Source organism: Rhizobium sp. BK418, assembly GCF_004341105.1.
In the GTDB taxonomy this organism is placed as follows: Bacteria; Pseudomonadota; Alphaproteobacteria; order Rhizobiales; family Rhizobiaceae; genus Rhizobium.
Map to the genome: position 1 here is coordinate 13360 of NZ_SLZK01000004.1, position 13352 is coordinate 26711.

The 13352-nt window shown below is 60.5% G+C and carries 11 protein-coding genes and 1 pseudogene; 4 read left to right on the top strand and 8 right to left on the bottom strand.

The genetic code is table 11. From position 1 onward, the window contains the following. Positions 1 to 9: 9 nt before the first annotated feature. The 3 genes from EV281_RS17065 to EV281_RS17075 form a co-directional block, all read right to left on the bottom strand. On the bottom strand, positions 10 to 840 hold the full coding sequence (locus tag EV281_RS17065; protein ID WP_132654410.1) for a carbohydrate ABC transporter permease: 831 nt from the start codon (positions 838 to 840) through the stop codon (positions 10 to 12). Next, complete coding sequence (locus EV281_RS17070) at positions 840 to 1826, bottom strand: sugar ABC transporter permease (protein ID WP_132654412.1); 987 nt, start codon at positions 1824 to 1826, stop codon at positions 840 to 842. Before EV281_RS17070 ends, EV281_RS17065 begins: the two co-directional genes overlap by 1 nt. Positions 1827 to 1908: 82 nt before the next feature. Next, positions 1909 to 3174, bottom strand: coding sequence for an ABC transporter substrate-binding protein (locus EV281_RS17075; RefSeq protein WP_132654414.1), 1266 nt, complete (start codon positions 3172 to 3174; stop codon positions 1909 to 1911). Positions 3175 to 3471: 297 nt separating this feature from the next. Between EV281_RS17075 and EV281_RS17080 the strand changes: the two genes are divergently transcribed. Together EV281_RS17080 and gfa are read left to right on the top strand one after the other, a co-directional pair. Continuing rightward, positions 3472 to 4497 (top strand): substrate-binding domain-containing protein, encoded by a 1026-nt coding sequence (locus tag EV281_RS17080; protein WP_132654416.1) that lies wholly within the window; start codon positions 3472 to 3474, stop codon positions 4495 to 4497. 199 nt (positions 4498 to 4696) lie between these two features. Beyond that, the gene (gene gfa, locus EV281_RS17085) at positions 4697 to 5269 is read left to right on the top strand and encodes an S-(hydroxymethyl)glutathione synthase (RefSeq protein WP_132654418.1); all 573 of its coding nucleotides are present in this window, start codon (positions 4697 to 4699) and stop codon (positions 5267 to 5269) included. A 170-nt stretch (positions 5270 to 5439) separates the two neighbouring features. Here the strand turns inward: gfa and EV281_RS17090 are convergent, their stop codons facing one another. Further along, positions 5440 to 6087 carry a TetR/AcrR family transcriptional regulator gene (locus tag EV281_RS17090; protein ID WP_132654420.1) on the bottom strand — a complete coding sequence of 216 codons (648 nt, stop codon included), beginning with the start codon at positions 6085 to 6087 and terminating at the stop codon, positions 5440 to 5442. A 136-nt stretch (positions 6088 to 6223) separates the two neighbouring features. On the opposite strand from EV281_RS17090, the gene EV281_RS17095 reads away from it, so the two are divergent. Continuing rightward, the gene (locus EV281_RS17095; RefSeq protein WP_132654422.1) at positions 6224 to 7435 is read left to right on the top strand and encodes an HlyD family secretion protein; all 1212 of its coding nucleotides are present in this window, start codon (positions 6224 to 6226) and stop codon (positions 7433 to 7435) included. Positions 7436 to 7459: 24 nt separating this feature from the next. Next, a complete protein-coding gene (locus EV281_RS17100) occupies positions 7460 to 9043 on the top strand; it encodes a DHA2 family efflux MFS transporter permease subunit (protein ID WP_132654424.1) in 1584 nt (527 codons plus the stop codon). 140 nt (positions 9044 to 9183) lie between these two features. Here the strand turns inward: EV281_RS17100 and EV281_RS17105 are convergent. The 4 genes and pseudogenes from EV281_RS17105 to EV281_RS17120 form a co-directional block, all read right to left on the bottom strand. Beyond that, positions 9184 to 10248 (bottom strand): annotated as a pseudogene (locus tag EV281_RS17105) (LLM class flavin-dependent oxidoreductase); the annotation flags it as partial. A gap of 88 nt (positions 10249 to 10336) precedes the next feature. Then, positions 10337 to 11713, bottom strand: coding sequence for an LLM class flavin-dependent oxidoreductase (locus EV281_RS17110; RefSeq protein WP_132654426.1), 1377 nt, complete (start codon positions 11711 to 11713; stop codon positions 10337 to 10339). 18 nt (positions 11714 to 11731) lie between these two features. Next, positions 11732 to 12472 (bottom strand): ABC transporter ATP-binding protein, encoded by a 741-nt coding sequence (locus tag EV281_RS17115; protein ID WP_132654428.1) that lies wholly within the window; start codon positions 12470 to 12472, stop codon positions 11732 to 11734. Beyond that, positions 12448 to 13326, bottom strand: coding sequence for an ABC transporter permease (locus EV281_RS17120; RefSeq protein ID WP_132654430.1), 879 nt, complete (start codon positions 13324 to 13326; stop codon positions 12448 to 12450). Before EV281_RS17120 ends, EV281_RS17115 begins: the two co-directional genes overlap by 25 nt. Between the last annotated feature and the right edge of the window lie 26 nt (positions 13327 to 13352).

Here is a 13352-nt window from a genome sequence, read left to right on the forward strand (position 1 = left end):
GCGCTTTCTTCAGCCTTTGACGCCGCCGGCCGTCAGACCGGAAATGATGCGGCGCTGGAAAATAAGAACCAGGATGACGACGGGCACGGTGACGATGACCGAGGCCGCCATGATGTTGCCCCAGGGAATTTCGAACTGACTTCCGCCTGACAAGAGAGCGATTGCGACGGGCACTGTCCGTTGGGCATCCGATGATGTGAAGGTTAGGGCGAAAAGAAATTCATTCCAGGCCGTGATGAAGGCGAGCAGGCCCGTGGTGACCAATGCCGGCCACATCAACGGCATGAACACGCGGGTGATGATGACCCAGGCAGAGGCGCCATCGACGATGGCCGCTTCCTCGATCTCGATTGGCAGATCGCGCATGAAAGTGGTCAGGACCCAGACCGTGAAGGGCAGGGTGAAGATCATGTAGGAAAAGATCAGCGCGAAGGGCGTGTTGAAGATGCCGATCCAGCGAATGAGCTCGAAAAGCCCTGCCAGCACGGCAATCTGGGGAAACATCGACACCGACAGGATGGTCAGCATCAGAAGTGCACGGCCCCGGAAATGTACACGGGCAAGCGCGTAGGATGCAGTCACGGCGAGCAATATTGAGGCGGCGACCACGATGCAGGCAACGAGCAGTGAATTGCCGAGGCTGCGGATGAAGCTGCCTGTCGTCAGCACGCCGGTATAGTTCTCGAGCGAGATCGATGTCGGCCAGTAGGTCACGTCGAAAAGGGCTGTGCCGGCCTTAAAGCTCGTCAGGATCGCGTAGTAGAACGGGAACACTGCGACGATGACGATGACGGCAACCAGCAGATAGAACAGGGTGTTTTTTGTGGCTGTTAGCAGCATCAGCGTTCACTCCCCCCGAGTCTGACGCGGCCGAGCCAGATGTAGAGCACGGTGACTGAAGCGATGATGAGAAAGAGAACGGTGGAGGCAGTCGCACCGTAGGCGAACTTATCGAAATCGAACAGGTTCTCGCGCGCCATGACCGACATGGTCTTTGTCTGCGCGTTGTTGGGCGTCAGCACGTAAATCAGGTCGAAGATGCGCATAGCATCGAGCATGCGGAAAATTACCGCGACCATGATTGCCGGGCGCACCAGCGGCAGCGTCAGGCGCCAGAATACCCTGATCGGATTGATGCCGTCGATTTTTGCCGCTTCGTAGATATCGGCTGGAACCATCTGCAGAGCGGCGAGGATCAAAAGCGCCATGAAGGGCGTCGTTTTCCAGACGTCGACGATCAACACGGCAATCATCGCGGTCTGGGGATCGGCCGTCCATGCGATCTTGTGGCTGATAAGCCCGAAGCCGAGAAGGATATCGTTCAGGATGCCGAACTGATCGTTGAGCATCCAGGCCCACATCTTGGCCGAGACAATGGTCGGGATCGCCCAGGGGATAAGGATGGCGGCGCGAACGATGCCGCGACCGACGAATTGAGCATTCAACACAAGGGCGACGATCAGCCCAAGTGCGGTTTCGATCATCACTGACAGCAGCGTGAACTTTGCCGTGTTCCAAACGGCACCCCACCACGCGGGATCAGCCAGCAATCCCTTATAGACCGTGCGCCCGCTCTTCAGAGTGACCCAGGACAGATAATTGTCGAAACCGACGAACTTCGCGTCGCCAAGGTTCGTCAGGGACGCATTGGTGAAGCTGAAATAGATCGTGCGAAACAGCGGCCAGCCGGCAACGACCGCAAGGATGAACAGGGTTGGTGCCAGAAACATCCAGGCGGACCGGACGCGTTCAAAGCGCAACTCCGATGAGACGCTTTTGGCGCGCACGCCCGCCCTCAGCTTTTGCGAGACTGCAACTTCACTCATGGAATATCCGCTTCATGGGACGTCGACGGAAGTATGGTTGGGTCGGCAGCGGCGGAAGGCCAGCCGCTGCCGGTTCAATCGATTACCAGGAATCGCCTTTGAGCGTGGTCAGATCGGCTTCGAGAAGTTCGAGGTTTTCTTCGGCGGTACCGTTACCGGAGAGCGTGTTATGCACCGCGGTCCAGAACTTTGCGGAAACCTCGTTGTACTTGACCTTCGCGACTGCAGAGGGACGCGGTACGGCATTTTGGAAGATCGGCTTCCAATTCGGCATGAACGGCTGGGCAGCAGCGACGTCCTTGTCGTCGTAAAGCGCAGACCGGGTTGGCAGGTTGGAAAGCTCGATAGCGCGCTGCTTCTGGCTTTCCTCCGATGTGAGGAATTTGACGAGTGCGATGGCCACATCCGGACTCTTCGAGTATTTCGAGACGGCAAGATTCCATCCGCCGAGCGTCGAGGAAGGTTTGTCGCCTTCGGCGGCAACGGGAAGGGTCGTGACGTCGAACTTGCCCTTGACGGGGCTGTCAGGGCCATTGCCCAGCGCGTAGGCGTAAGGCCAGTTGCGCATGAACACGGCGTTGCCGGTCTGCCAGACGCCGCGGGATTCCTCTTCTTGATAAGCAAGCACGCCGCTTGGCGAAATCGTGCCGACCCAGCCCTTAGCCCGATCGAGTGCTGCCGCCGCCTTCTCGTTGTTGATCGAAATCGTGCCGTCCGTCTCGATGATCTGACCGCCGCCCGAAGACTTCACCCATTCGAGCGCATCGCAGGTCAGGCCCTCATAGGCATTGCCCTGGAAAACGTAGCCCCACAAATCCTTCTGGCCTGCAGCGCGCTCCTTTTCCTGGATCTCCTTGGCGGTTGCCTCCATCTCGTCCCAGGTCTTCGGCGGCTGCTTGCCGTATTTCTCGAGCAGATCCTTGCGATAGAAAAGCGCCGGCGCATCCGTGTAAAGCGGCATCGCGACCAGGCGGCCATTCACGGTCTGCGATGCGACGATCGCCGGGAAGAAGTCGCCGACGACGTCCTTGGTGGCGTCCTTCAGGTCGATGAACTGGTCGGCGAGCTGCGGAGCCCAGATGACATCCGTCTGGTAGACGTCGACGTCCGTGTTGCCGGCCGCGAGCCACAGCCGATATTGCGAAAACTGTTCCGTGGACGAGGACGGCATGGTGACGATCTTCACCTTGTTGCCCGTCGCTTTTTCGAAGGCGTCAAGCTGCTTGCGGAACAGATCAAGGTTCTTGCCGGTGGAACTCGCTGAAACACTGATCTCGGCGGCGTAGGACGGCAATGTCGCGCCAATAAGTGCAGCTGCCACGGCGACTGCTGTGAAACGAAACTTCATTTTTCCCTCCCAAAGACCAAATTGAAATCGATTTGGTTAGGAAAAACTGTCAGAAGGCCGGTATCATGTCAAGACTTGGCTCTGCTCGCGACTATAACTTGTGAATAACCGCGAAAATTCGTTTAAAATCAATGAGAATGCTGGACATGATGTTTTTTGAAGGACACGGCTGTTCGTTCCGGTGGCAACGAAATTGAAATCGATTTGAGAAAATATAGTTGACGGTATAGAATGTCGAGTTCGGGGCGCCGATGGTATAGAGCCAGGCAACGCAGGTGGTGAAAGTCATTTCAGTCAATGAAACTCAAAGAGTTCGCAAAACAACTTGGATTGTCCCCGACGACCGTCAGTCGTGCGCTCAGTGGGTATCCCGAGGTGAGCGAGGTAACGCGCGCCCGCGTTATTCAGGAGGCGGTGCGCCTGGGCTATCGACCGAACGTCAACGCCGTGAGGCTCAAGACCGGGCGGGTCGGCGCCATCGGCGTCGTCATGGGGCGCGCCGGTGAGTTCCATTTCGCGGAGTTCATGGCCGGTATGGCAGAACGTCTTGTGACGGAAGACACCGACATTCTGGTCATTCCGATGGCTGATCCTGAACACGATGCCGAGATGCAACTTTACAGGCGGTTGGCGGAAAGCCAGCGGGTCGATGCAATCATCGTGCACTCGCCCCGACCCAACGACCAGCGCATCGCGCTGCTGCACGAGCTCGGAATGCCGTTTCTCGTTCATGGCCGTTCCGACATCGACGTGCCGCACTCTTGGCTCGATATCGACAATGAAGGGGCCGTGCGCCGCGCGACCTCACATCTGCTCGATCTTGGTCATACCAGGATCGCGATGATCAACGGCCGCCAGGGAGCGACCTATGCACTGCATCGCGATATCGGCTATCGCAGCGCGTTGCAGAGCCACGGGATCGAAGTCGATCCGCAGCTGATCGCCAACGGCAATTTTACCGATGAGCTTGGCTTCCGTTTTGCGCGATCATTCCTCGAACAACCTAAGCCGCCAACCGCGTTTGTCGCCGGGTCCATGATGACGGCGCTCGGCGTTTACCGGGCCGCTCGTTCACTCGGTCTTCAGGTCGGCAGCGACGTTTCGGTTATCGCCCACGATGACGTCTTTCCCTATTTGACGGCCGACAACATGGTCCCGTCGCTCTCGGCCACCCGTTCGTCGATGCGCGCCGCAGGAACGCGGTGCGCCGATCTTGTGCTGCAGCTTCTGGCCGGGCGTTCACCACTGGAAATTCATGAGCTTTGGCCGGTCGAGCTCATCCTGCGCGAATCCACAGGACCCGTGCGGACGCTCCAGACTTGAGCGAGGGACGCCTGTAGGGCCTTCCGAACAGCAGCGGCACAGGAGCTTGGCCGGTTCGACTCTCCCCAAGGCGAGACGTATATTGCGAGGCAGAGAACGGCGCCGCGCTTTCAGAGATTATTGCCTCGCGGCGGCGCCCCGATGCATGGGGCTTGGCCGCGGCATCCCGCTTCGGCCCAGGAAGGGAAGGAGACAAAGCATGACTAATGTAGCGATCCACCCGATCGTGGATTCGGGATACCGAGCGACCGATGCATCATTCGCCGGGGGCACGCTTGTATGCAACTGCGCGAACAATCCGGTAAAAGTCCGCGTCAAGGGCGACATTGCCCATAACCATGCCTGCGGCTGCACGAAATGCTGGAAGCCGAATGGGGCAGTCTTTTCTGTGGTTGCAGTGGCGCCGACCAGCAACATCGAGGTGCTAGAGAATGGGAACAAACTCGCGGTCGTGGATACCTCCGCACTGATCCAGCGGCACGCCTGCAAGGAATGCGGGGTTCACATGTACGGGCCGGTTGAGCGCGAGCATGCCTTCCAGGGCCTTTCCTTCGTCCACCCCGAACGGTTCCAGGAGAAGAGTTGGGCAGCACCCGGCTTTGCGGCCTTCGTATCGTCAATTATCGAAAGCGGATACGACCCCGGTAAAATGGGCGCCGTACGCTCGCGGCTCAGGGAGGTTGGGCTTGAGCCTTACGATTGCCTTTCACCCGCGCTGATGGACGCGATCGCTACCTGGACGGCGAAAAAGGCAGGGGTTCTCGCGGCCTGATTTGGCGCAAATTCACCGGGTGCCGCCGCCAGTATCGCGGCGGTACTCCCATATCACTGTGACGGCTCACGATATGAGGCGGGCATTTCGGTGATTGATAGCTTGACCGTCGCCTGCGGATATTCGGCAGATCATCTGGCCATGCCCGTCGTCTGATCTGTTCCCGCCGCCTAAACGGCACATCCCTTCAGAAAGATATCCGCGCACATTCTTGCCCTTGCAGCGATTTCTTCGATATTGGGCGCCGGAAGTTGACGCAGCATGGCCGCGCGTTGGGGCTCCATGATCATCATGCCGCGCAGCATGCCGCAGGCTGCGTGCGGGTCCTCGAGCCTGATCAGCCCGTGCTCTACCTGGCGGCGCAGCCAGTTTTCCATAGACGTATTGGTTCTGACGATCGCTTTCTCGTAGAAGGAATTGGCGATTTCCGGAAAGCGGTCGGATTCGCCGATGACGAGGCGCGTGACGGTAATCGTGTCCTGTGAAAGCGTCAGCATGCCATAGGCCATCAGCATGCGTTCCAGCCCCTGCCGTAGCTCGGCGGTTGCAAGCGTGCCGGGGTCGAGCGCCAGAAGAAAGCGTCCGGTTCGATCCGAAACCATTTCGGAAAACAGATCTGCCTTTGTCGGAAACAGGCGATAGAGCGTCTTCGTCGAAACGCCGGCTTCCTGCGCGATCGCGGCGATGCTGGCCGCTGCGTAACCATTCTCGTGAAACTGTTTGTTGGCGGCCTCGATGATCACGCTGCGTGTGTCCTCGTCGCAGCGGATCTGCGGCCGGCCACGCGGTCTCTTCTCGATTTCGTGATTTTGGACCATCTCGATTTTCCAAATTCCAGTTGACATCTTCTGTTTAGCGCATATTTTGGAAAACATCAAGTTTCCTAAATGGTGCTTGAGCCAGATTTCAAGGCCGCGGCCGAGATGACAGCGACCTTTCACCAGGAGAGAGAGAATGTCCGTCAAGAAGCTGCATGCCCTGAACAACAACGCCACGCCGGTCGATGCATCGGCCCCCGAAACGGCAGCCGAAGCCATGCCCGCAGAGCTCGATGCCGGCAAGACGTCGCGTGTCATCGAGCCGGCCGTCGCTGCCCCGGCTGCGGAAGCACCAGCCCGCAAGCGCGGCGGCCGTTCTCTGCTGCTCGGCGTGGCTGCCATCGCCATCATTGCCGCGGCCGCCTATTATGGGCACAATTACTGGACGGTCGGCCGTTTTGAAGTCTCGACCGACGATGCCTATGTGAAGGCCGACAGCACCACGGTCGCTCCGAAAGTCTCCGGCTATCTTGCCGAAGTTCTCGTCGGCGACAATGAAACGGTCAAGGCCGGCCAGCCGCTCGCCCGCATCGATGACCGCGATTTCCGCACAGCACTCGATCAGGCGAAGGCCGATGTCGCAGCTGCCGAAGCGACCGTCAATGCCAAGCAGGCTTCGCTCAATATCCAGCAGTCGACGATTGCTGCCGCCCGGGCCACACTCGATGTCGACAAGGCCAATGAGACTTTTGCCGAGCAAAACAGCAAGCGTTACAGCAATCTTGCCACCAGCGGCTATGCGCCGGTTCAGACCGCTCAGCAGGCTGCCTCGGCAATCGCGGCGGCTCAAGCAACGATCGTGCGCGACACCGCTGGGCTCGAAGCCGCAGCGAAACAGGTCGATCTCCTGAATGCCGAGCTTGCCCAGGCGCGCGCAACACTCGCCCATGACCAGGCCGTTGCGCATCAGGCCGAGCTCAACCTCTCCTACGCGACGATTGTTGCACCGGTCGACGGCACGGTCGGCAATCGCACCCTGCGCGTCGGCCAATACGTCCAGGCCGGCACGCAGCTGATGGCGGTGGTTCCGACGACGGCCGCTTATATCGTCGCCAACTACAAGGAAACGCAGCTCACCGACGTCCACGCCGGTCAGCCTGTCGATATCGAGGTCGATATGTTCCCAGGCCGCACCTATCACGGCCATGTCGACAGCCTTGCTCCGGCAAGCGGTCAGGAATTCGCTCTCCTGCCGCCCGACAACGCCACCGGCAACTTCACCAAGGTCGTCCAGCGCATCCCGGTCAAGATCGTCCTCGATGGCGATGCCACCGAAAAAGATGATCTACGTCCCGGAATGTCCGTCCAGCCAAGCATCGACACCAAAGCCGATGCCGGCAGCCGCTAAGCGCTGAGGGCAGGAGATCGTGTCATGTCCAGTATCGCAGCAACATCAGGCGCTACGCCGCAGCCGAGCGCCAGCGCCAAAGAATGGATCGCCGTCCTCGCCGGCATGATCGGTGCCTTCATGGCGATCCTCAATATCCAGATTACCAATGCCTCGCTTCTCGATATCGAGGGCGGCATCGGGACGGGCGTCGACAACGGCGCCTGGATTTCCACGTCATACCTGATCGGCGAGATCGTCGTCATACCGCTGACGGCCTATTTCAGCAATGTCTTTTCGTTCCGCCGTTATATTCTCGTCAATTCCATCCTCTTCCCGCTCTTCTCGATGGCTTGTGCCTTCGCCCATGACCTCGGCACGATGATCCTGCTGCGCGGCCTGCAGGGCTTTGCCGGCGGCGTGCTGATCCCTATGGCCTTCACCATGGTGCTGACCAAGCTGCCGAAGGGGCAGCAGCCGCTTGGCCTTGCCATATTTGCCCTGTCGGTCACCTTCGCTCCGGCCATCGGCCCGACGATCGGCGGTTACCTGACGGAAAATTACGGATGGCAGACGATATTCTTCATCAACACCATCCCGAGCCTTATCATGGCGGCAGCTCTTGCCTTGACGCTCGACAAGCAGCCGATGCAGCTTCATCTCCTGAAGGAAGGGGATTGGGCCGGCATCATCACCATGGCGATCGGCCTTTCGGCGCTGCAGACCGTGCTCGAGGAAGGCAATAAGGATGACTGGTTCTCCTCGCCCTTCATCGTCAAGCTCAGCATCGTCGCCTTCGTCTTTCTTGCCGCCTTCATCTGGATCGAGCTGACGGTCAAGAAGCCGCTGGTCAAGCTGCGGTTGTTGACGCAACGCAACTTCGGCATCGGCGTCTTGGTCAATGTGCTGGTTGGCGTGGCGCTCTTCGGCACGGTGTATATCCTGCCGCAATATCTCGGCCAGGTGCAGCGCTACAATGCCGAGCAGATCGGCAATGTGCTTGCCTGGACCGGCTTGCCGCAGCTGCTGCTCATCCCGCTCGTGCCGGTTCTGATGAAGCGTTTCGACGCTCGCTATATCGGCTTCCTTGGTATCTCGATCTTTGCGATCAGTTGCTTCATGAACATCACGCTCTCGGCCAACAATGCCGGCGACCAGTTCTGGATCCCGAATATTGTGCGCGCCATCGGCCAGGCCCTGGTGCTGACCCCGATCACGGCCATTACCACGGCCGGCATTGCGCCCGCAGATGCCGCCGCCGCCTCGGGCCTCACGAATATGCTGCGCAATCTCGGTGGCGCGGTCGGCACGGCCTCGCTCGGCACGATCCTGACGAAGCGGGAGCAGTTCCATTCCAACATCATCGGCCAGTCGATTACGTTGACCCGTGATGAAGTCCGCGACCGCCTGACCCAGCTCACAGGTTATTTCACCCAGCATGGTGTCACCGATCCGGCGGTCGCATCGCAGAAGGCGATCGTCGCGCTTGGTCAGGTCGTCAAGCGCCAGGCGCTGATCATGGGCTTCAGCGATACGTTTGCTGTCATCGGCGTGGTGCTGGCTCTGGCGGCAATTGCTCTGCTTCTCACCAAAAAGCCACAGGCTGGCGGAGGCGCAGGCGCCCATTGAGGCACCTGTCCAGCACATATCAACCAGACGATCTGCAGCAACCAACACCGGTCGGAGACGGCCGGGTGAGCTCACGCGAGCGCTTGGGCGACGTCGGCTTGATGTCTTGCTTGTAGATCCGCGGCGGAGGGTGCGACAACTCTCAACAAAGGCAATAGTTGCTCCCCCTGGCGCTTGATCTCGGAGAGATAGGGCGTGTCGGAAAGCACGAAATGGCTGATGCCGAGCGCCTGGTATTTGCGCAGCGAGCGGGCGACATCCGCAGCGGAGCCCACCAGCCAGGTGGTGCCCGCACCACCACCACCGAACTTGCCGGGCGTGGTGTAGAGATTGTCGTCGAGCACTTCGCCGCGCTGATGCAGGTCGAGCAGGCGCTGCTGGCCGACGGCGACCGCCCGTTGGTGATCATGCCAGCCGACACCGTTATTTTTTGCCATTTCGGCCACCTTGGCTTCGGCATCGGCCCAGGCCTCTTCCGTCGTGTCGCGGACGAGTGTCGTGATCCTTAGTCCAAATTCAAGCGGCGGCAGATCGCGGTCGAGGTCGCGGCTAAGCTGCTTCAGACGCTCTATCCGCTCCCTTACGCCGTCAAGCGGCTCCCCCCAGAACAGCTGGATATCGGCCTCTGTGGCCGAAACTCGCTCGGCTGCTTCCGATGCCCCACCGAAATAGAGTTTCGGGTGACGGCGCACTCCGCGGGCTTCGATGCGCGGCACGACAGTGGAGTCGCTGACCCCGAAATGTTCACCTGCATAGGTGACATTTTCTTCGGTCCAGAGCCTTCGCACCAGGCGCATGAACTCCTTGGTGCGGGCGTAGCGATGGGCCTGATCACCCTCGTTGTCGCCATAGGCGGCAAGATTGTCCTTGCCCGAGACGATGTTGACACGCACGCGTCCGCCGGTGAGGTGATCCAGAGAGGCAGCCGCCGAGGCGAAATTGGCCGGCCGCCAATAGCCGGGGCGGATTGCAATCAGCGGTTCGAAAGTGGTCGTGCGGGCCGCAAGAGCCGTTGCGACCGTGAAGGTGTCCGGGCGGCCCCAGCCAGTGCCGATGAGCGCGCCCTTCCAGCCATGCTCTTCAAGCGCCTTGGCGTGGCTCGTCAGCGTTTCCAGGCTGTTGTGGTTTTCGACCGCGGAATCGCCGCGGTGGCCGGCTTTGACGGCATTGGGGATATAACAGAGGAATTCCGGGTTGCTGCTCATGCGATGCGCCTGCGGTTTTTACCGGTTCGAAGGATGGGCGACGGGGCTCCAATTCGAGCCCTGTCGCCTGCGTGGCAGAAACAAGAAACTATCCCGCTGCGCGAGCCGCTTCGCTCTGCCGGGCCTTGAGTGCGAGCGCGTTTGCGGGACGCCGCAGGCCGAGGTTCTCGCGCAGCGTCGTGCCCTCATATTCCTCGCGGAAAAGACCGCGCTTGCGCAGGATCGGCACGACCTGATCGACGAAATCCGTCAGTCCTGTCGGCAGGATCGGCGGCATGATGTTGAAGGCATCGGCCGCACCATTGTCGAACCATTCCTGCATCGCGTCGGCCACCTGTTCCGGCGTACCGACGACGGTGCGATGTCCGCGAGCCGTGGCGACCGCCAGATAGAATTCTCGCAGCGTCATGTTGTTGCGGGAGACGAGGTCGGTGACCAGTTTCAGACGGCTCTTGTTGAGTTCGGTCGTGTCAGGCAGCGGCGGGGCCGGATCGTCGAGGGAGTAGCCGGAGAGATCGACGCCCTTATAATGGCGGGACAGGATATTCCAGGCGACCGAGGGGTGAACGAGCGACTGGATGTAGTCGTAATTCGCCTTGGCCTCAGCCTGCGTGCCGCCGAGGACGGGAAAGATGCCGGGACTGATCAGCAGCTCGTCGGAGCTACGCCCGTAGCGGGCAAGCCGTCCCTTGACGTCCGAATAGAATTCCTGGGCGTCTTCCAGCGTCTGGTTGGCGGTAAAGATCATTTCGGCAGTACGCGCCGCGAGCTCGCGCCCCGGTTCGGATGCGCCGGCCTGGACGATGACGGGATAACCCTGAACCGGGCGGCCGACATTCAGGGGACCGCTGACGGTGAAGAACTGGCCCTTATGGTCGAGCTGATGCACTTTGTCGGGATCGAGATAGACGCCGCTTTCCTTGTCGCGGATGAAGGCGTCATCCTCATAGGAATCCCACAAACCCTTCACCAGATCGACGAATTCCTCAGCACGCGCATAACGGTCAGCATGGGCGGGATGTCCGGGGATTGAGAAGTTCTTGGAGACATCCGCTCCCGTGGTGACGACGTTCCATGCTGCCCGTCCCTTGGAAATATAGTCGAGCGAAGCGAACTTGCGGGCAAGCAGATAGGGGTCTTCATAGGTGGTGGAGGCGGTTGCGACAAAGCCGATATGGCTTGTTACCTGCGAGAGCGCCGCCCACAGCGTGACCGGCTCGAAATGAGCGCCTTGCGCCGTTCGGCGCAGCGCCTCGGGATCTTTTGCCCGCTCCCAGCCGGCCGGGCTATCGGCAACGAAGACCAAATCGAATTTGCCGCGCTCGGCAGTTTGCGCGAGCTCGCGATAGTGATCGATGTTGAGGCCGGCATCGGCCTGCGCATCGGGGTGGCGCCAGGCGGCGATGTGATGGCCCGTTGCCATGATGAATGCGCCAAGCCGCATCTGTCTTTTCTGACTAGCCATGATGATCTCCGTTGAGTTTCAGGCAGCGCGGCGGCCGGGAACATTCACCCCGAGCCGGCCAAGCAGTTGGGTCCGGATTTGTGCGAAACGCCGATCGCCGTGATCACGGGGCGCCGGCAGATCGATGTGCAGATCTTCGACGAAACGCCCTTCGTCGAGCACCAGGATCCGGTCGGCGAGCGAGATCGCCTCATCGACATCATGGGTAACGAGGAGAACGGCGGGACGGTGCCTGGCGCAGAGTTCGCGCAAGAGGTCATGCATTTTCAGCCGGGTCAGCGCGTCGAGGGCGCCGAACGGCTCGTCGGCGAGAAGCAGGGCCGGCTCCCGTACCAGCGAACGGGCAAGGGCCACCCTCTGCTGCTCGCCGCCCGATAGCTGGTTTGGCCAGGCCGTTTCCCGTCCTTCGAGACCGACTTCGGCGAGCGCCTTGCGACCGGCTTCCTGTCCGGCGCCGCCCGGCAGACCGAGCGTGACATTCTGGATGGTTGTACGCCATGGCAGCAGTCGCGCATCCTGGAACACCACCGAAAGCCTTTCGGGCGTCTCCAGCGCGCCGGTTCCCTCGACCTCATGATCGAGACCGGCAAGGGCACGCAGAAAGGTGCTCTTGCCCGAACCGCTCTTTCCGAGCAGGGCAACGAACTCGCCCTCTCCAATATCGAGATCGACGCCGTCGAGGATCGTCTTTGCCGCAAAGCGGCGAACGAGCTTTTCGACGTGGACGGCAGGTTTCAGTTGGCCAGGGTGCGGCGCCATTTGAGGGCCCTCCGTTCGATGAGGCGGACGATGCCATCCGAAACGAGACCGAGCAGCACATAGACCACGAGGCCGACGAGGATGACGTCGGTCTGGCCGTAGGTGCGGGCGAGGTCGATCATATAGCCGAGGCCGCTGGTGGAATTGATCTGTTCGACTACCACGAGCGACACCCAGCACAGGGTGACGGCAAAGCGCAGGCCGAGGAGAAAACCGGGCAGAGCACCCGGTAGCACGACGTGGAAGATGAAATCCCTCTGGCTCATGCGTAGGGTTTCCGCGAGCTCGACATAGCGGCTGTCGATGCTGCGCAGGGCATTATGCGTGTGGATATAGATTGGAATGACGACGGCGAGCACGATGGTCGTGACCTTCATGCCTTCGCCAATCCCGAACCAAAGAATGAAAAGCGGGATCAGCGCCAGTGTCGGGATAGCGCGTTTGATCTGGATCGGTCCGTCGATTAGCGCCTCGCCGATGCGCGACAGGCCGGCGATGAGCGCGAGGGCGGTGCCGACGACCAGGCCGATGCTGAGGCCGAGCAGCGCACGGGTCGCAGATGTTACGAAATTGTCCTGCAGGCGGCCCTCGGCGATCAGACGCCCGAAGGCCTCGACGACCGTCCAGGGTGCCGAGAGAATGCGCGGATCGATCCATCCGAGCCCCGACCCGGCAACCCATGCCAGCACCAGCAGGGCCGGACCGATCTGCAGTCCGAAGGGTATTTCGCGTCCGGGGCCGAGCCTGCGGCGGGCGCGGGCGTGGCCCGGCTTCGGCGCCGCGCGCACGGCAACGCTTTCGCGCGCCGACGTCCATCGTGTCTTGACGTTATCTGCATCCCAAGTGGTTGCCATGCTTCCGATCTCCTCAATCTATGCCT